General features: G+C 48.6%; 15 protein-coding genes. 11 read left to right on the top strand and 4 right to left on the bottom strand.

Annotation, left to right across the window (positions count from 1 at the left end; genetic code table 11):
• Positions 1-13: 13 nt before the first annotated feature.
• The 4 genes from EJP87_RS17220 to EJP87_RS17205 form a co-directional block, all read right to left on the bottom strand.
• On the bottom strand, positions 14-1,882 hold the full coding sequence (locus EJP87_RS17220) for an ATP-binding protein (protein ID WP_130473040.1): 1,869 nt from the start codon (positions 1,880-1,882) through the stop codon (positions 14-16).
• Positions 1,879-3,189 (bottom strand): restriction endonuclease subunit S, encoded by a 1,311-nt coding sequence (locus EJP87_RS17215; protein WP_130473039.1) that lies wholly within the window; start codon positions 3,187-3,189, stop codon positions 1,879-1,881. The genes EJP87_RS17220 and EJP87_RS17215 overlap by 4 nt, the downstream gene beginning before the upstream one ends.
• On the bottom strand, positions 3,186-4,097 hold the full coding sequence (locus tag EJP87_RS17210; protein WP_130473038.1) for an Abi family protein: 912 nt from the start codon (positions 4,095-4,097) through the stop codon (positions 3,186-3,188). The genes EJP87_RS17215 and EJP87_RS17210 overlap by 4 nt, the downstream gene beginning before the upstream one ends.
• Positions 4,098-4,343: 246 nt before the next feature.
• Entirely contained in the window at positions 4,344-6,083 is a 1,740-nt protein-coding gene (locus EJP87_RS17205) for a type I restriction-modification system subunit M (protein ID WP_130473037.1), read from the bottom strand.
• A gap of 803 nt (positions 6,084-6,886) precedes the next feature.
• Here EJP87_RS17205 and EJP87_RS17200 point away from each other — a divergent pair.
• The 11 genes from EJP87_RS17200 to EJP87_RS17150 all read left to right on the top strand — a co-directional run bounded on the left by EJP87_RS17200 (position 6,887) and on the right by EJP87_RS17150 (position 20,310).
• Positions 6,887-9,271: an ABC transporter substrate-binding protein gene (locus EJP87_RS17200; protein ID WP_130473036.1), complete on the top strand. Its 2,385-nt coding sequence runs from the start codon at positions 6,887-6,889 to the stop codon at positions 9,269-9,271.
• 5 nt (positions 9,272-9,276) lie between these two features.
• Positions 9,277-9,987 (top strand): response regulator transcription factor, encoded by a 711-nt coding sequence (locus EJP87_RS17195; RefSeq protein WP_130473035.1) that lies wholly within the window; start codon positions 9,277-9,279, stop codon positions 9,985-9,987.
• A 371-nt stretch (positions 9,988-10,358) separates the two neighbouring features.
• Positions 10,359-12,374, top strand: coding sequence for an MAC/perforin domain-containing protein (locus EJP87_RS17190; RefSeq protein WP_130473034.1), 2,016 nt, complete (start codon positions 10,359-10,361; stop codon positions 12,372-12,374).
• Between the two features lie 51 nt (positions 12,375-12,425).
• Complete coding sequence (locus EJP87_RS17185; protein WP_130473033.1) at positions 12,426-13,670, top strand: hypothetical protein; 1,245 nt, start codon at positions 12,426-12,428, stop codon at positions 13,668-13,670.
• Between the two features lie 120 nt (positions 13,671-13,790).
• Complete coding sequence (locus EJP87_RS17180; protein WP_193771516.1) at positions 13,791-13,958, top strand: helix-turn-helix domain-containing protein; 168 nt, start codon at positions 13,791-13,793, stop codon at positions 13,956-13,958.
• A 567-nt stretch (positions 13,959-14,525) separates the two neighbouring features.
• On the top strand, positions 14,526-15,548 hold the full coding sequence (locus tag EJP87_RS17175) for a hypothetical protein (RefSeq protein WP_130473031.1): 1,023 nt from the start codon (positions 14,526-14,528) through the stop codon (positions 15,546-15,548).
• A 319-nt stretch (positions 15,549-15,867) separates the two neighbouring features.
• On the top strand, positions 15,868-17,028 hold the full coding sequence (locus EJP87_RS17170; protein ID WP_130473030.1) for a hypothetical protein: 1,161 nt from the start codon (positions 15,868-15,870) through the stop codon (positions 17,026-17,028).
• 31 nt (positions 17,029-17,059) lie between these two features.
• Positions 17,060-18,304, top strand: coding sequence for a coiled-coil domain-containing protein (locus EJP87_RS17165; RefSeq protein WP_130473029.1), 1,245 nt, complete (start codon positions 17,060-17,062; stop codon positions 18,302-18,304).
• Positions 18,305-18,534: 230 nt separating this feature from the next.
• Positions 18,535-18,861, top strand: coding sequence for a DUF6916 family protein (locus EJP87_RS17160; protein ID WP_130473028.1), 327 nt, complete (start codon positions 18,535-18,537; stop codon positions 18,859-18,861).
• 187 nt (positions 18,862-19,048) lie between these two features.
• Complete coding sequence (locus EJP87_RS17155) at positions 19,049-19,543, top strand: GNAT family N-acetyltransferase (RefSeq protein ID WP_130473027.1); 495 nt, start codon at positions 19,049-19,051, stop codon at positions 19,541-19,543.
• A 128-nt stretch (positions 19,544-19,671) separates the two neighbouring features.
• Positions 19,672-20,310 (top strand): phage tail protein, encoded by a 639-nt coding sequence (locus tag EJP87_RS17150; protein ID WP_130473026.1) that lies wholly within the window; start codon positions 19,672-19,674, stop codon positions 20,308-20,310.
• Positions 20,311-20,546 lie beyond the last annotated feature (236 nt).

Below are 20,546 nucleotides of genomic sequence, written 5' to 3'. Positions count from 1 at the left end.
AATGTTAAAACACTTATGCACCCTTGGTCGCTGTATAGGCCTGGTCCACACGGTTTGGCTTATCGGGGTATCTGAGCCTCAACAAACCATGTTGCACCATGGAGGTCAAAAATCGGGCACGCAAGCCATCATGATTGCGATTCAACAACTCTCCAAGCTGCTTTCGTGACAACCAACGATCAAGACAAAGACTTAAAATCAGTTTTTCCATCTCCTTTGGATCCAGTCTCGCGTTATTCCTGGCAGGGGCAGCCTTCTGGAGCAACAACTGCCACTCCTGACGGCTCTGTTCCTCCATATGTACGGAGTCAACCCCCATATGTACGGAGTCAACCCCCATATGTACGGAGTCAACCCCCATATGTACGGAGTGCCTGGAATGATGAGCGGGGTCTTTGCATGGCGGAAGACGGTATTGGCTCCATCTTCCGCGTTTTTCCTGCACAAGCACTCCTTTAGAAACAAGATTTTGCAATAGTTTTGTGACATCGGAGGCATGCAAAGAGGTAAACTGGCGCATACGCGCATTATCCACGCTCTCTTCCACATCGGCAGTGACCAGAGCCTGAACCTCCGTTTTGTTAAATCTTTTGAACGCTGACCCAAATCGCCGTTGCAACCTTTCCAGGGAATCTTGTGGAAGCAGGCTCACCATGGGCAGACGCCACAGGATACGATCCGGCTGCATCTGTTCACGAAACAAAGGAGAACGCCAATGCTGGGAGTTCCAACCACGCAGGATCTTGTCAATCCCGGAACCTGCTTTTTCGGCAATGCCGATCATCATGAACATGGTTTGCAGCGATTTGTTGCGACATTCACTGACACCGCCACTCAGCATCTGATCGAAAGAGACCAGAGAGGTACCCGGATTGGAAAACTCAAACCGATCCAGATATTTCTCAACGACGATACCACCCTGACCTTGGTAGTCTGCATGAATCAGGGCGTTGACCAGGGCTTCGCGTATCGCCTCATGGACCCCGGTATCTGTTTTACGAATCAGATTGACATCCAACTGAAACGGTGTCTTGAGATCCGCACAAAGCCGATGAAAGATCCTGGAAAAGAATTGAAAAAGATTGGCAGTCCAGGTGCCATCTGCAGTCAAACGGTCGGTCCAACGAACATCGGGATCCTGGGACAGTCTCTCGCGGTAGTCAATATGAAAGGCGGGTACAGCTTCACGAATCGCCTCATCGTGACCAAACATCAACAAGCCAGCCACTGTCAGACCTTCCTTTTGCTGGGCACGATCCTTACGCCATCCACCCAGTTTCAACAATAACTCTTTCTCATCCAGATCCAACCAGGGATGGCTGGGCTTGTAAGCGGAAAATCGCTGTCTGTATTGCTGCAAACTGGGTGCATCGATCTCTTGCATGGAAAAATGGTCAAGAATCCGGCTATCGGGTGGTTCCTCGGATCTGTCCATCAACATGCGGGCCACCTCCTGCTCGGTGCAGTGGTAATCTCCTGTATAGTTGCGCCGATAGGTGCCAAGCGACGGATTCTGACCGAGATAGACAGGTTTCTGATAACGGTTGGCCTGGGGAATGCGGATGGCCATGACCACTTTGGCATCGATCTCGATGGTTTTCAGATCATCATTTTCCAGCAGGTTAAGGTTGACCTTGCCCCGATTGTTGATGGTATCCCAGAATGTCTTGGTCAATTTGGCCGCATCACCCACCCCGCTGACAGTCAGGTCATCTTCGACGCCGAGCAGAATGACACCACCATGGGTATTGGCCATGGCACTATAGGTTTCCCACAAACTGGAGGGCAGGCCACCACGAGCGGATTTAAACTCGACATCTTCCCGCTCTCCCCATTCGAGATTGTTCAACAAGGTCAGCGGGTCAATAACACTCTTTTTCATGTTGCCATCCCCCGCACATCGATTTTGCCAGTCACGGCAGCGGATATGAGAGCAGAGCGGCGTTCTTTCAACAGCTCGATGGCGCGTTGGGCCTCTGCGGTGAGGGTGTCGAGTTTGGCGGTTTGTTGGTCGAGGTAGGCGACAATGGCGGATTGTTCAGGGAGGGGTGGCACTCCAAGAGCAAGTTTGGCGATATCTGGCATATAGATGGTCTGATGAGTAGAACCCATCATTAAACGGTTGAACTCGTTTCTCAACCCACGCATTACGAAGAGCAAGAATTCTGAAATTAATTCAGGTCCACAAACCCAGTTTGCAAAATCCTGAGTTGTTGCCATATCGCATCCCATTATAGCTGAATAGCCTACAGATGCAGTACGAGAAAGCATGACAGTCCCTTTCGGCAGCAACCTTGCAGAAGAGTTCGCCAAACCAAGTTCACTGACCAACTCTTTGGTATCATAAACATAAATCACTTCGTCATTCCGAATTTGTCCAACATCTGCCAATGAGAACCATGGTATGGTACAGTTTTCCCAGTATTCTGGATGTTGGCGACTAGGGGTGTGTCCAGATTCCAATCTGGCAAAATAACGAACATACCCTGCCTTCCAATGCTCCGGTAGCGCCCCAAGCCATTCAATCCCGCTGTCCTTCATCGGTGCATCGGGGTTCAGTCCCTTGGTCACGGCGTGGGAGATGACCTCTTGGCGTTTCTCTTTCAACAGTGAAATCAGCTTTTCCTGCTCGGCCACCAGGGCATCGATTTTACCCGTCTCGCGGTCGAGGAAGGCGGCGATGGCGGATTGTTCTTCTTGAAGAGGGACAGGAACATTGATTGTACCAAGGTCGCCTTTTGTTATGTGAACCATACCAATTATGCCGTGTGCTTGGTCTTCCACATGGGTGGTCACTGCCTTCAGGGTCCAGTATAATGATTTTTTATCTGAGTCAAATGGAACAACACGGAAAATATGCTGATTAAGGGCACACACCTCGTTCCACTGCCAGAGAAAAGGACCAAATGATGTGCCACGATTGCCGGACCAGCCAAAAAGCAACTCGCCATCATGTACCAAGTATCTCTCTTCTACCTCTCCATCGAAATAATTGAATTCTCCACTACCGTTAAGATTTTGTATTCGTATGATTGGAATACCAAATTCAACCCATTCGGCTGGTTTAAAAGCATTCCCGTTGATGAATTCTGCAAGATGCTTCAATGGCACCACCCCCCAATGCCCCGGCACCTCCCCCAGCCACTCCACCCCAGAATCCTTGTATTCAGTATATCGCGGAATATTCATATTAAGGAACTCCACCCTGGCTGCCAGATTAGCCTTTGGCGATAATCGGCGGGAAAACCCATGGACGAGGGTTCAATGGCGTGCTGCTCGATCATCTCCAACAGACGTTCTTTCCAATCGTTGTGCGGCTGTATCAAATCCATCATCCATGCCAACATAACGAGCGCATTGTAAATCTTCCGACTCCCTTCCCGACAGAAATTGTCTACCAGCTTTTTGGGCTTGGTTTGGGGAATTTTCATGGTGAAGGTGAAACTGCGGTTCCAAAGACGGTGATGGTGGGCGCAATCGTTGCGGATGAAGTTCAGGTGACGCAGAAAGGACTGCAAAACATCGTCATCCAGATGGTAGGGGAAGGCAATGGCACGACGAATCGGCATCGGTCGCAGATTGGCATACCACTTTGAAAGAGCTCCAAACGTCAACAATTCACAAACATCCCAGATGGGCGGCAAATCCGGATCGGTGTATTTGTCCCGGTAGTGTTTGACAAAAGCGGCGTGCGACTCCCCGACGCTCTTCCTCAGATGATTTAGATTCTCTTGGAATACCTCACTGTTGACAAACAATGACGGGTGCATATAGGCATGTGAACCATGCTCCCTGGACAGGTAGTAGGCCCATTGTGTCCGTAACGACACTTCCACCCGCTCAATGGCATCCAGTACCAACAAACGCAGCTTGCGGTCAAACTCATACAGGTTCAAAACTGCAGAAAATCGCGTACCAGGGCGAAATCGATGCGTGGCATGATCCTCTTCAAACGGCAACCAATAGGCAACCAGACGGTAATAGTTCAAGTGCGCAAGGGAATGGGCGGCATGGGATGGATCATCAATGAGCATACCCCTGGATTGCAACAGTGCAATCTGCTGGGCAAACGATGCGTGAGGTTTGTCATAGCGCATGGGAAAGAAATCCAGAACCGGATTCCCCAAAAAAGCAACCCGCCGGTTTGAGGGTACTCAGATGAGCATAGCCTTGGCGGGTGTTGTTATCCAAAATATAGCATGCAATCATCAGACTGACAAGCAGATTCCAGTAGTTACATAGAGTGTGTACACAACCAGCATCAGGTTGATTTTTCATTCTATTCCTCTTATCTTGATACAGTAAACTCTCACCAGACCCCATGTCGTTCTTTGAACCACACATCACAAAATCTCCTCCAGCATACCCTGAATCCTTCCCACCACCTCTTTCAGATCAGCATCAATCTCTGCCAAAGACCTGGGCGACTGGAACACATAAAAATAGCGGTTGAAAGAGATTTCATAGCCGATTTTGGTTTTTTCATGATCAATCCAGGCATCGGGCGCGTGGGGCAGCACCTCCCGCTTGAAATAGACCTCCACCGCTTCGGAAAGAGGCACGTTCTCGGTATCCCGCAACTTGGCATCCGGTTGCGGCTTGCCTTTTTGCTTGCCTTTCTGACCCAGTACAATCTGACCCGCCGCATCCCGTTCCGGTCGCTCTACGGTGATGGTGCGATAGCCGAAATCGCTATTGGCAAAGATGCGGCTGATGGGTTTGCCATCCTGTTCGGCCTCGGTGAAGGAACCGAACAGCCGGGTGATGGCCTCAATCTGTTCGTCCGACAGCTCTTTGCGCTTGCTCCCTAAGCTCTTGCGCATCTTCTGCCACATGCCGCTGGCATCAATCAACTGCACCTTGCCCTTGCGCTGGGCGGGCTTGCGGTTGCTGACAATCCAGAGATAAGTCGAAATCCCGGTGTTGTAGAACATGTCGGTGGGCAGACCGATGATGGCTTCCAGCAAGTCGTTTTCCAGTACATAACGGCGGATTTCACTCTCGCCACTACCCGCCCCGCCGGTAAACAGCGGCGAACCATTCAACACGATGGCAAACCGGCTCCCGCCATCGGCCACCGCACGCATTTTGGAAAGTAGATGCAGCAGAAACAACATGGAACCATCCGACACACGCGGCAAACCGGGACCAAACCGACCATTATAACCCAGGCTCTCATGCTCCTTGCGGACCTCTTTTTCCACCTTTTTCCACTCCACCCCGAACGGGGGATTGGAAAGCATATAATCAAACCTCTTGTGCGGGTGGCCATCCTCGGAGAGAGTATTGCCGAAAACAACATTGGAGACATCCTGACCTTTGATCAGCATATCCGCCTTGCAGATGGCATAGGACTCCGGGTTCAACTCCTGCCCGAATACCGTCAACCGGGCTTGGGGGTTGTGCTCCTCCAGATATTCACCGGCAATGGAGAGCATCCCTCCTGTACCTGCCGTGGGGTCGTAAAGGGTCCGTACCACCCCAGGAGTGGCCAACACCGGGTCATCCTCAATAAAGAGCAGATTGACCATCAAGCGAATCACCTCACGCGGGGTAAAATGCTCCCCGGCGGTTTCGTTGGACAGCTCAGCAAAACGGCGAATCAACTCCTCGAAAACCAATCCCATCTGATAGTTGCTCACCGATTCCGGGTGCAAAGCAAACCCGGAAAACTTTTCCACCACCTGATAAAGCAACCCAGCCTTGGCCAAACGCTCCACCTGGGTATGAAACTCAAATCGCTCGAACACATCCCGCACCGCAGATGAAAAACCATTGAGATAGCTGAACAGATTCTCCCGGATATGGTCCGCATCCCCCTTCAAGCGGGTCATATCCATCGGCGAAATATTGTAAAAACTCTGACCCGCCTTGCGCAGCACGAAGGGTTCCGGGTTGAGACCCATCTGTAACTTCTGGGCATATTCTGCCAATACCGCAGCCTTGGTGGATGCCAAAACACAATCCAAACGACGCAGCACCGTCATGGGCAGAATGACCCGGCCATACTCTGCCTGCTTGTAATCCCCACGCAACAGGTCAGCCACGGACCAGACGAGAGCGGAAAGAGCTTGTTGATTCATAACCTGTCCCAGCGAAATGGTTGATTTGCTAATGCAAAAAAGTCTACCAAAGGAAGTGTGCCTCGTCCATGAACCATGGGGAGACTCTCTTGTGCGAGAGCTGCATATTTTAGTTGTTTCTGATACTGATAATCATGGCGTGACTTGAAGAAGATGCAAGCGGAAAATGTTGCCACGCACTCCAAAAGGGGCAAGACAGATGCAATACCTGCCCACCCACATCACCGATTTTTCTGCCCCATCACCACAACCGGTGCAGCCACGAGAGAGAAACAATCCATTATGAGAATCTAGGATCATAGCATTGTCTAAAATGCACCTTTTCAATAAACGACTCGAAAGTCATTGCTATTACTTAAAAGATATTTTCAAAAATCAACAGTCAAAAGATAAGATAAAAATTATTATATTGTGTATTTCATATTCAAGCAAACACAAAATATAAATAAATAATAAATTATTTCGTGGTATGTACTGTACCAAATCAACCGCCATGATACTCTTATCAACTTGCAATATAAAATTTTCTTGCAAATTTAATAAGGTAGTGCAGAAAAAAACAGGACAATTTTTGAAAATCAGGAAAAAAAACTTTCACCAAATGGCTCTTATCGCATAGACTTAGCATGTTTTGCATCGCCAGAGATGGAGCGCCCCGCTCAGTTATGTCAACAACACCAAGGATGGTGGTGTAGGAGACATAGTGAATTGATGAACTATCCGTACATTATATTGTTTATCGATACACCTCATCACAGCTTGCAGCGGACATTATTAGTTATTGTCAAGCAGGCAACTCTCGCATGAACACAATGATCACAAAAGGGACTGGGCTTATAACAGCTCTGAGTGACTTGCCTCATGCAACTGACACAAGCACAGAGCTTTCTCCGCATAAGCTGGTACAGACTCCAAAAACGACACAACCGGAAAGCTGTTCACTCTTTTTGAACCATCCATTGGCCCCTTGGCAATCGGCAAAAAAGCCTGCCTGGTGCGCGACGTTAACAAAACCACTCTGTGGCTCTCTTTTCCACTGCCTAGGCATTGCGCTCATTCTGCTTTTGCTGCTGCAGACAGGCAACAACGCTGCCTGGGCCGAAGACAAAAAAATCCGCCTACAACTCAAATGGTCACACCAGTTTCAGTTTGCTGGCTACTATGTCGCCCAGGAGAAAGGATATTACCAGGAAAAGGGCTTGGCAGTAGAGATTCTGCCTTGTGAACCGGGAGATGATTGTGTCGGCAAGGTCGTCAATGGCCAAGCAGAGTTTGGCGTTGGCACCACCGATCTGCTGTTGTTGCGGCAAAAAGGGATACCAGTGGTGGTGTTGGCCACCATTTTCCAGCATTCACCGCTGGCACTGCTGACCCTGCACAACTCCGGCGTGCAGAGCCTGCACGGTCTGGCTGGAAAACGGGTCATGGTTGAGCCTGGTTCAGCCGAACTGATTGCCTATCTTCGTCGCGAAGGGTTGAAAGATCACTCTTATCATCCTGTCGCACACGGTTTTTCTGTTGACGCTCTGGTTCGTGGGGAAGTGGATGCCATGACCGTCTATGTCACCGATGAACCCTTTGCTTTGGCTGATGCCGGTCTGCCCTTTGTACTCTACTCCCCGCGCAACGGCGGCATTGACTTTTATGGTGACAACCTCTTCACCACCGAAAAACAGATTCGTGATCACCCGGAACAGGTGCGTGCCTTTCGCGAGGCCAGCCTGCGTGGTTGGCAGTATGCCATGACCCATCTGGAAGAGGTAGCCAAACTGATCCACAAACGCTATCCCCAACAACATGACCTGAATCATCTGCTCTATGAGGCGCAACAGATGGTCCCCCTGATGCGAGTGGATCTGGTGGCTCCCGGCCATATGTATGAAGGGCGGTGGCGGCATATCGCCGAGGTCTATAGCGAACTGGGCATGCTCAAGCTCCCGGTCCATTTTGAAGGCTTTCTCTATAACGCCGAGCCCAAAGCGGTAGACCTGACCTGGATATTTTCGGTCCTGGCTGTCATGGGAAGCATCCTGGCGCTGGCGGCAGGCATTGCCTATCACCTGATCCGCTTGAACAAAAGATTGAAAGCGGGTGAAAAAAGCTGGCAATATCTGTTTGATGCCGTACCGATGGCCTTGATCGTCACCGATCCTTCCGACCGGATCATCGGCTGGAATACTGCCGCAAGCCGTTTGTTTGGATGGAGCCTGGAAGAGGCATTGGGACAACCGATGGTCGCATTACTGGTGCCGGAGACCGATCAGGATGCAGTGCACCAGGTCATGGATCGCACCCTGCGGGAGATGACCATCACCTACTCCCTGAACAAAAACCGCACCAAATCCGGGGCAATCATCACCTGTGAGTGGTATAACACCCTGCACCATCCCGTTGAAAAACCAACGATTGGAGCCATTTCGATCGGAGTGGATGTGAGTGCAAGAGTGCTGGCCCAGGAACGCAACAAACAGGCCAAAGAGCTTGCAGAACAGCTTCTTGCCGACCAAAAACAGTTTTTGTCCATGGTTTCCCACGAGATCCGCTCGCCGTTGGCCAGCGTGGCTTCTGCCACACAGTTGTTAGGAGTGCGCTGCGCGACCCTCTGCGAGGCCAATGAATTGCTGGAACGAATCCACAGGGGCGTTCAGAGAGTTACTGCCTTTATGGACAACTGCCTCTCTGATAGCCGTCTGGAACATCTTCATGTCAGTGGCTTGCGGATGGATGAAGGGGTGATGCTGGATGATTTTATGCACATGTTTTGGGCGGGCGAGTCAAGCAGTTTCCAGAGTCATCGACTCCTCTTGGAAAAACCTGCAGCTCTGGGCAATCTGTGGATGGATGCCCATCTGCTGCGGGTGGTCCTGAGCAACCTGTTGGATAACGCCCGCAAATATTCTCCGCCAGGAACAGAGATCACCCTGAAGGCCCATCGCGACCAGAACGGGTGGTTGACCTTGTCGGTACAAGATCAAGGGATGGGCATCACCAGTGCCGACCTGCCTCAGGTGACCAACCGCTATTTTCGTGGCCACAATGCCCAACATGCCAGCGGTGCAGGTCTCGGTCTCTATCTGGTCAAACAGATAGTCCATTTGTATCAGGGAGAGTTTGCTATTGCGAGTCAACCCGGCCAGGGCACCTGTGCCACGGTGCACTTTCCTGCTCGCACCCCCCATCGGGAGTAACAACAGTGCCTGCCGTACCAAAAGTGGCCATTGTCGAGGATGATGCGGATCTGTGCTGCAGCATGGTGGAATTTCTCTCTGCCATGAACTATCCGGTTTTTGGCGTTGAGAGTGGTGAACGGTTGCTGAGCCGTCTGACCAGTGAAAGTGTGGATGTGGTGGTGCTGGATGTGCAGTTGCCTGGCTACAATGGTTTTCAGATAGCCGAAGAGCTGCGCAGAATCCGACCCAACCTGGGCATTATCATGCTGACCGCCCGCAGCGCTCTTTCAGACCGCCTGCATGGCTTGTCGAGTGGTGCCGACTCCTATCTGCTTAAACCAATCGATCTGCGCGAGTTGGCGGCCAATATCGATGCTGTTGCCAGACGCTTGCCCCTCCCGGAAAAAGTCGCAGAGCATGGAGCAGAGAGCCGAAACTGGCGACTGGAGCGAGAGCGCTGCCTGTTGGTTGCCCCCGACGGCAGCCATTTACAGTTGACTGGTCGGGAATTTTCGTTGCTCCGCCATTTGGTGGAAGCGGGAGATACGCCCATCGCCAGAACCAAGCTGGCCGGCCTGCTGGATGGGCGCGAGTCGGTTGTGGAGTGCAATCGCCTCAATGTGTTGCTGAGTCGCTTGCGCAAAAAGGTGCAAAATTCGTTACATTGTGAACTTCCCGTAAAAAGCATCCATCCCCTCGGCTACCTGATGACAGTCAAGTGCATTATCACCTGAACCACATCATGCCCTCGCAACAAATAACATCTCTTCCCCTCACAAACCGTCATCTTTGATTATAACTGACTACACCAGTCAATGTAAGCAAATGTAAGTTGTCTTCTCAATGTGCAGGGTTTATTATGTTGAAGAATTCGGAAAAACATCGTGAACGGCTGAATTTTTGGTCGAGGAAGTCGTTGCTGGTGGAAATTTGTTCCCTCTCTCTGTCTGATGGAACTGCTTGTGGCAATGGAAAGGTTTCATGCGCACAGAAGATTGGGGGACAGGCGCAACACATGATGAAATGTAGTTAGAACATCTCCCATCGTTCCTGTTTTTATGCCAGGAGCGTAACAATAAATAATTATAATATTAATGGGTTGACCATGGCTGAGGATAGCACACCTTTTATTCTTCCTGCAAAACAAATGCTGGACAATCAGCATTCATTGGCACAACTGCATGATGGAGATATTTTACCGACGGGCCATCCCCAAACAGCAGCCAACGCTCAGAACAACCTTGCCGCCGTATTGCAACAAACGGATGATACAGGTGCGCTTCCTGCCAGCAATCCCGCACTGAGCGATTCAGCAGCGCTGCACAGTGCGGAAACAAAGGCAACCAGCACAGAAAGCACAGAAGATTGGGCATTGCAGATTAAAATCGTTTCCGAAGCGCAAAAAGGTGAATCCGATAAGGCGAATGAAACGCATCGTTTGAAGGCCAAGCCTGGCATGTTGCTTGCCGATCTGCGTAAAACCCTCAGCGCTCGTGGCATTATGGATAGTGCTGATCGTTTTCTCGACTCTGGCAATCAACGCATATTTCCTGAAGATGAGAGTGATTTAACGGTAAAACAGCTTTTGCCAGATGGTAAAGAACATGCTCCAAAAGAAGGAGCTGCTCTTACCATCATCCGTGCGGTTGGCAAAAATCGCATTACCGTTTCTGAAGATGAGCTGCCTGCCATACCGAAAGGATTGGAGGTAAAACGCCCTAAAGCAGAAGAGGATTGGGTCAGCAACCAATCGATACGCGGCAAGGGTGTCAAGGCATCCGCCAAAATGGACTCTTATGGTGTGCTTGATGATGCCGGCAAACGCAGCTTGCTCAAGAGTTGTAATGTTTTTCACGGAGTATTGATGAAAAACAGCCAAATCGAATGGAGTTTTCGTCAACCGATCAAACCCGGCGGTCAACCTGAAAATCTGGTCAGCGTGCTTGATGCACAAAAAAGCTATATCAATAGCGAAACTTTTACCTATGACTATGCCATTTTTGCCAAGGATCTGAGCATCGCCTGCTCGCTCAGTGGTGGTTACAACGGCCTCGCTTGGGGTGCAAGGGGGAAAATAAGCGCCGCCTATGCCACCAGTGAATCAGACAGCATGAAAAACTACTATGGCCGATCAGAAACAATTGTACCCAAAATGGAGCTCAGCCTGCTCAGCAAGGCCCGTGCACAACTTGATGGCGAATTTTTGGAAGATCTGCACTATTTTTCCAGCAAGGAAGAGCTTGAGACCATCAACGCCAAAAAGATGGCTGAGCTTGCTGAGGAGCTGCAGCGTCTGACAAATGAGATAAACAAACGCAAAGCTGATCAGCAATTACGCAACAAACAGGCTGCAGAGGAGTTGACTGTTTTAAGAGAGCAAATACAACGGCTACGTGATGAGGTCAAAAAGGAAGCTGCAGAGAAGATCAGTATCTTGCATGACAAAATCAACGAATCTCTCAAAAAAATACAGTCTCTGGAAAAATCTCAGCTCACTTCTGACGCGGAATGTGCAAACGATCTGCTACAACTCAACAAGCAAATCAGCTCGTGCCAGAAGCAACAGCAAGCACTGCAACTGCCTGTCACAGGGTGTATTCCGCAATCTTATGACGCTTTTTTCCGTATGCGAGCCTTTTTTGAAAAATGGGGAGCCTATTTGCCGGTAGAGTTTTTGATTGGCGGCAAACTGTTTCTGGAGGATCGCACTACCATTACATCGCATGAAAAGCGCGAAGAGATGCAGTTGGAATTTCAACTGAAACTCAAATCGGTTTCATGGGATATGGCACTCTCCGGATCCGTCAAAAAAGGCAGTGAAGAGAGTAGCGGCTCACAAAGCAAGAGTGCGCAACTCAATGCTGTTGGTGGAGATCCCGGATGTGTCAATTCTGTTGCCGAGTGGACTGCTTCTCTGGCACCGGCTACGAGTTGGCGCTGCTGTAAAGTCAATCGGATTATTCCGATTTATCAACTGGCATCGGAAACACAACAAGAAAACATCTATCGGATCATGATGCAGTGGCGTGAGCTCTGGAAAGACAATCCGCTGATGATCGATTTTCATGAATTTATTCTGCCATTGCAGCACTTGGGACGCATTGAGATTACAAATTCGTGATCCTTATGCCGGTTTGGCAAGTTTACAAAAATTGAGGAGGAGTTGTTTGTCATGACAGATTGGTCGATTGCTCCGATACGGAAAATGACCTGCTCTGCAGAGGATTATGTCCATCAGATCTTGCCGTTGCGTATTGACAGTCAAGAAGATCTGTTTCTTATCCAGCAGGGAAAGCATGTTTTTACTGTGACAGTGCGCGATGAAAAAGCCTGCAGACGAATTGTCACTGATCAATCCTTTGCCCCCTTGGCAGAAATGGCAGCCGCCAATTTTCGCAAAGGCTCGGATAGAGATATATTGCTTTTTTTGAGCACAGATGGCGGGAAAGGCTATACACACTTAACAAAAGATATGAATGGCAAAACTGGCAATATATACACTGTTTTTCTAGAGGAGACGATGCCTGAAAAAACTAATATAGTTGCTGTTCATGCTTTTAACTATTATAAGCAGTCAGATGGATTTCCCGGATTCGAGAATTGGTTTGATGTGCTGGTTTCTACGGAAAAAAAGATCTTCCGTTCACATGCTGCCATTGATGACGGGAAAGAAAACCCATCCTGCACAGTTCGGCAATTCACTTACAATAGTTTAACTGAGGGGTCATGGATCATTGGCAAAGTGGCTGTTGCCAATTATCACCCAAAGAGCAAATTGCGCCATTTTGCTGTACCGGTGTTTGAAAATGGAGTTTCCAGACTCATCCTGGGTTGGTTTAACCAAAACCCAGTGGGTGGACGTCCGGAATTCGTAACAAATGATTACAGTGACACCTATCCACACAATCTCAACAACTTCTCGGATGACAAAAAATTTCCACGGATCGGACGTTTGCGGGGACAAATTGCCATGGTTCACCATATTTTCGATCAATTATGGAAAGGTGGTACGCTGGAAATCATTGTGCCGACAGAAGAGGGATTTGAACACTACTTTCATGGAGACTGGGAGGAAGATTCCTGGGGTGAAAAAACAGTCATCACGTCGCGCAATGAGAAAGAGCCATTAATCTGTCACAATCCAAAAATCCACAGCTTCCAGGATGAAGTCCATGTGGTTGCCCGGGTTGGACAGAAGATTAAAAGCTTTCGCGCTGTTGTTACCGATTTACGACAGAAGCGTGTATTTGAAGAGTTGCCTGATTTTGGCCAGGATGTGACCTGCGACCCGATCCTTATACACAAAACAAACACGGTCGGAGAAGATCGGTTGGTTGCTGTGGTAGTGGAGGCCGGTAAATATCTGCGTTATTACTGGTATGATCATCGACGCAACTATTGGGCTCCAAAAAACTGAGATGAATGAAAACAAGGGAGATCCCGTTACGAATCCGTTCCATTGGCTGCCGACATGGACTCATATCTTAGGCATGGACACAAACCCAGTCACAAGAGCTTGGAGAAGATCCATATTACAGTGACTGGTCGGGAATTTTCGCTGCTCCGCCATTTGGCGGAAACGGGAGATACGCCCATCGCCAGAACCAAGCTGGTCGGCCTGCTGAATGAGCGCGCGTCGGTTGTGGAGTGCAAGCGCCTCAATGTGCTGCTGGGTCGCTTGCGCAAAAAGGTGCAAAATTCGTAACTATTCACCACCCAAAACAACTGCGGGTCAAGAGACGGAGCCTCTGGGGTTTTGTTTTTTGCTTTTGGCGCGCTTTTCACACTAAGCCGACGCGCTTTTTGCGTCGGCTTAAGCGCCTAATGGATGCAAGCTGTGCGGATTGGCGTGTGTTTTTGCGCCAACCCGCACAGCATCCCCACGGAGACAAAACTGGCGAACTGTGTGTAATGGGATACCGAAAACCCGCCCCTTATACGCACTTTTGCATACTATATGTAACAAAAATCAAGTTTGTCTATTGATACACAGAGGAAGCTCATTGCCCCTACGTAGAATAACTTGACTTGCCAGTTCGACTGATTTACACATGTAATCAAATGTAAGTTTATTTTTAGACTCTCATATAATATCTTTTGATTGTGTTCACTTTTACAAACAAAAACCCATCTTGGAAGGTAGCAAGAACCAACTCACCGTTGTATTTTTGTTTGCTCCATCATCAAAAGGAAACAGAATATGTCTTCAACTAGTATAATCGATGGCGGTGTTGGCATCATAGAGGATGGCTGGTCTGGTTTTTTGACCGGAATGGATGACTATTTTTGTGGTTGGGAGGAGCTGTTTACCCATAAAAGAAGAGAAAAATTGGAGGAGCTTCTGGTTAAGCAGAAAAAAATTATTGACGACATCAATCATGTCATTCCCTTTTTTACCAGCATGAAGGGCAATTATGACAAAGTTGGCGCAGCAGTTCAAGCTTACGTTAACAACATAAAAGGAAGGTATGTTGTTAATATTGAGCATAACACTTTGGAAGATATTCTCTCCTGGTCTGGTAAAATCACTTTGGGCGCCTCCAGCGTAGTCGGAACATTGGGAGCGATAGCGCTTACTGTGAGTGCTGTCAGCAAACTGGTCAGTTGGGTTGCTTCCAGTGCATCTTGGGCCAATTTTGCTTCCAAAGCATTTGAACTGTGTAAAACTCTTGGCAAATATGCCACTGTTTTGGCAGCAGTAGGTGCTCTGGTGACTTCCATTCTCAACGGTGTGGATATTGCCAACATGCGCCATAAGAAAGAAGAATATGAGAAAAATATAAGCGAACTAAAACAGGAATCAGGAAAACTGAGCACTTTGTTTGCAAGCTTGCTGAAAGAGCTGCAGGAAAAATATGATCATTTGGTGCCGGTAACCAATGGTAAACATACCTTCACCTACAACAATCAGCAATATTCCCTCGAAGATTATTACGACAAGATTCGTAATCTGAATACGCGCTTGACCAATCTGGAGAGTACAGAAGATATGCAGAAGATGGTCGAGGCAGCGATGCACCTCGATAATATTGTCAACGCAGCATTGATGGCTGGAATTTTTCATGAAAACTATAAGATTGTTTCAGCCAGCGACAATGTCACCCGCGTGTTGAAAATGGTCTATCGCGGCATGGACGATACTGATATTCGCGACATTATCCCGGAGGTCAGCCAGGAAGAGATTAACGAATGTCGTCGTTTTCACCAAGCACATCCCGGCAAACTGGAAACAATTGCCTACAAAATTGCCATTGATCAGAACAAGAAAATGACAATTATTGCCACACCCACCTGAGAGCAAGCTGCATAGTTTTGATTGTCGTAACCAGTCAGGTTCGCGCTGGCTTGCCAGGTCTACCCGGTTTGCAATGACTCGCCAGCTCTACCCGCATGGGGATGCTGTGCGAATTGGCGCAAAAGGCGCGTCGGCTTAGTGTGAAAAGCGCGCCAAAAGCAAAAAGCAAAACCCCAGAGGCTCCGCCAGGGAGGTTCCCTCCCTGGACCAGCAGTTGTTTGGGTGGTGAATAGTTTCGATTGTCAAGATTCGGAAGAACAGAACAAAAACCTCTTCATTGGCATGGCTGAAAATCTCAATTTTTGCAAGGGAGCAGACTATGGGTGGGGCAGTTGAGGATGTGATTACTGGTATCGATGATTTATTCGCTGGTTGGGAAGAGTATGTTACCGGTCGAAGAAAAGAGGCGTTGGAAAAAGCGCACAGCGCAATGCGTCGCAGCCATGATGAACTCGCTGCAGTCCAGCAGGTTGTGCTGCAATTTGCCGATATTATGCAGACAATCAGCAATCTGGAGGCAGAAAACCAGCAGGAATTAAAAAAAGTGTTCCACTTTGAGCACAATCTTCCTGATATTCATTTGACTTCTGATCTGAAAAAGGTCAAAAACGTGCTGTCGGTAATCAAAAAAATGATTTCGATTGGCAATAAAGTTATCACTGTATCGGCCTTTGCTGTCCGCTTGTCGATGCTTTCGACGGCGGCAATTCGCGGTGCCAGCGGTATCCGCGGTATAATCCATGCAGCCATTGTGGAATATCAAATGGCCATGCACATAGCCAGCACAGCCCATAATTCGCTTCGTCCCTCACTCTATTTGTCACTCTCCTCCATAACCAATACGCTCAGTAAAATCTCTATGGCTATCACGCTCGTGGTGTCGGTGATGCAATCCATTTTGAATGCTATTGAAGTAGCGCAAATTCGTAATCTGCAACAGAAAATCAAGGATGAGAGGGAAAATATCAAACAGGCCATCGAAGAGCTTAAGGGACATGCCCAACTACTGATTGAGTCTGTTTCCTATCTTTGTGTGCCGTTGCACGAACAGACAGAACCGCTCCCCATCATTCACGATCCTACTGCGAGTGAAAAACAAGTAGACTTGCAACTGCTCAAAGAGGATGTATTGGATATGTTTCAGAATTTGTTGCGCACTGAGGAAGCAGTACAAACACAAGAAGCAGAACGCCGTGCACGCATTGTCCGTGCACTGGTTGACTTAAGAGATATTCTTATCCGCTCTTCCTACGAACAAATCAGCCTTTTACGCCGTTTTCAGACAGCTTTGCTGCAAGCCGCCAGGGCTTTGCAGAAGGGTAGCGACCAGCAAACTGTCATGGAGATTTTTGAACTGGATGCCACTCTGGTTGCACAGTTGGCCACACATGTCAAAGAGCATCCAGGGCAAGTGGCTCACACCCCTGTGCTGCAGTTATCGGCAACAGGGCTGACCAAGCTGCTGCATGTCTCGGTTTGATCAATAGCAGATACAGACAGGGAGTATGGTGATGATTCTCAGTGGTATTGCAGAGGCAGTAGGTGATTTTGGCAAAGCGGTTGGCTCAGTTGCTGTTGATACGGTCGAGGAAGCGGGCAAGGTCGGCCATGCGGTTGGTGACGCTCTGGAGTCGGCCGCCTCTGATACAGTGGAAGGGGTAACAAAGGTTGGCAAGGCAGTGGGCAGCGCACTCGGTTCCGCTGCCTCGGCAGTGGCTACCGGCCTGGATGACTATTTTTGTAGTTGGGAAGAGATGTTTACCCATAACCGGAGAGATGAACTGGAAAAGTTGCACAGCAAACAAAAGCATCTCCTGGATGGTATCAATCAGACAATCAGTTTTTGCACCAGTATGCAGAGCAACCAAAATCGCGTGATCGATGCCGTACAGGATCATCTCAAAAAACTGTCTATCAGTTATGCGATCAACTTGGGGGAAGGGAACAGTTTTCATAAAATTCTGTCACTCATTCAACGTTACACCTCGGGAAGTGCCGAGATTGTGGGTATGGGAAGTGGTTTAATATTGGCGGCAGCGGGTAGTTCCTATCTGCTGAGTTTGGCAACCGCCAATCCAGCTTATGCTGCTTTCGCATCCACTTTGCTGAACATTGCCAAGATCTTGGGTATGATCGCTGCCGCCTTGGCCATAGTTGCTGGCTTTATGAAAACAATTCTCAACGGCGTGGAAATTGCCGAAATGCGACACAAGAAAGAGGAATACCAGAACAACATTGCCATTCTGAAAAGCAAAATCACGGAACTCGCCAGTTTGTTGGAGCAATTGACCGAACAGCTCCGCAACCGCTTCCTGCCAATGGTCGTTGAGGTTGAAGGAAAACATCCGGTTGTTTCTGAGGAGAAAACATTGTTTCTTGAAGAGTATTTTCAAGATCTGGAATCTTTGCGTCAGCAATTGTCAGATGAAAACAACAAGCAGTCCCTTGTTGAGTTGGTGGAGCGGTTGATCAACAATGAAAGTTTTTTAAGTCGGGCTCTGATGGCTGAAATCATGGTCAGTCAGCAAAGGGCAGCGGCATTAAGCGCTGATACAGAGAAGGTGCTCAGGATGATACGCAAGGGGATGAGCGATACAGAGATCATGGAAATCATGAAGGTCAAAGAGGAGCTTGTGTCTGCCTGTCGCTGTTTGCTCGTACAAGAGGGGGAGGGAAAAGAGCAGGAAAATTTGCCCTCCTATAAGATTGCTGCCAACGAACAGGGAGAGATAACCCTGCTCAAGGATGTGGCGTGATATTGCATGATGGCTGTTGTTTTGCCTGTAAAATGGTTATCCAAACAGATATTCTATTCTTGACTTTGCCCTGTTCGGTTATCCGCATCATTATTCCTTGAATAATGATGCAAAGTTGTGAGATCACTGTCAGAAAAGGGATACCTTTGCCATGTTTTGCAGCAAAGCTGCGCAAGAAGGTTGGCAGGATGTCTACGTACTGATCCATCCATGAGACAGGATAGAGAACGATGTTGAGTAGATTATGTAGTGCAGATATTTCACCTTTTCTCAACCAGAGTGGAACCCTGATTCCCAATGCTACACCGGATCAGGTGATTCCCATCGTGGTGGAAGAGGTAGCGGAAAATCCGCGTGCCATGCCGCGTCGGCACAAGCCGGACCGACGTATTCCCTTTTCCATTCTGCTCTCATCCGGCAAGGATGTTCCCCCTTTCCAGGATGGCCTGTGTACTTTTTCATTGGGAGAGTTTTCTGTTGCTGATATTTATGTCGTGCACATCGTGCCGCAAAGCGAGGAAGAAGATCGCGAGTGGTATCAGATTGTTTTGAATTGAGTAATAGTCACTTTTAACAATCTGCTTTTCTTCATGAAATATTATGGATAGTTATTTGTAAACAACCATAAAATAATCTTGCTGCGGAGCAAAGATTGCTTTAGACTAATAAGTGATCAAAGTCAATAGAGCAACCTTTTGCTGGCCCTGCCTTAATCAGGTTGTTATTTTCTGCAGGAGAGAAGGCATGTTACAGAACAGCAACTCCTTGCCGGATGGCTTGAGCTTGCGACCGGCCCGTCCAGATGATGAACCCTTTTTGGCCGTGCTGTATCGTTCAACGCGCCAGGATCTGCGTCTGATTGATGCCGAGGATGACTTTATTGAACACTTGATCGGCCTGCAGCAGCAGTGGCAAACCGTTAGCTATGGCGAAAACAATCCCGATGCTTTTGTTTTTATCGTGGAAAAATTAGGGGATCGCATAGGCAGAGTCATTGTCCATTTTGGGGAACAAGAGGTTAGGATTATGGATATCTCCCTGATTCCGAAAGTGCGTCACCAAAATTTGGGCACGGGGATAATGCAGGCTTTGCAACGGGCGGCTACTCAGGTCAAGGTGCCGTTGACGCTTTGCGTAGCCAAGCACAATGGCATAGCCAAGCAGTTTTATGCCCGGCTTGGGTTTCAACTGGCGGCGTCCGACAACATGGTCGATTTGCTGGTGTGGCAACCCGCATGATAGCAGGTGGTCGTCACTTGGATGAACACCTCACACAGACAGAACACAGACAGGCAATGCGCCAAGATGTGAACTGAATAACAAAAGAACATACACTATAATTAACTTTACTGAAGAGGAGAAACCCCATGGATCCGTACATTGGCATGATTTTGCCCTTTCCTTATAAATTTGCACCAGTGGGTTGGAACTTTTGCGCAGGCCAATCCCTGCCGTTGAACCAATATCAGGTACTTTATTCCCTGATTGGATCGCTGTACGGAGGCGACGATAAGACGGCATTCAATCTGCCCGAATTGCGCGGTCGGATGCTCATCGGCGCCGGGATCGGACAACAAGGGCTTTCCCCTTATCAAGTGGCTCAAAAGGGGGGAGCCGAAACAACTGCTCTGGCTCTCAATCAATTGCCACCACACAACCATCCCGCCACATTTCAAGGAACCGGTGGTTCGGCGGATACCCCTCTGAAAGTGACTATCGATGTGTCACACGATGCCAACGATGCCCTATCAACGCCAGACAGTACTCATAATTTTCTGGGGCCTGCCGCGACAGAGGGTACGGAACCAGTGAAAATGTGGAGTAAAAGTGCAACCTCTCCCATTTCCCTGGGTGGTATAAAAACCAGCGGGAGCGGTGGTGGTATCACCGGTGGCACTGTCACCATTGGTGCGGCAGGAGGCGGCCAACGTTTTTCCCTGCTCAATCCCTATCTGGCCATGAATTTTTGTATCGCCATGACAGGCACCTATCCTGAGCGTCCCTAACAAACCACTCTTTAGCACAGAGAAGGAGGCAGAGATCAGATCTTTTCCTCCTTCTCTGTCTATCCAAATTGGGAGTAAATCGTGTCTAAACGGTTGTGAATACTTAACTTATTCTATTATCCAGATGCGTTGGTCGGTTGCTCTACTTGTCATAAACTTTCTGGAAGCTCCCGGTTGAACACTTCTGTTTCTTGTCAACTTTATCAATCGCCATGTTTTAGAAGGTCAGTATTGCC

Source organism: Candidatus Magnetaquicoccus inordinatus (assembly GCF_004217665.1).
In the GTDB taxonomy this organism is placed as follows: Bacteria; Pseudomonadota; Magnetococcia; order Magnetococcales; family Magnetaquicoccaceae; genus Magnetaquicoccus; species Magnetaquicoccus inordinatus.
This window is presented reverse-complemented; position numbering and strand designations above follow the sequence as displayed.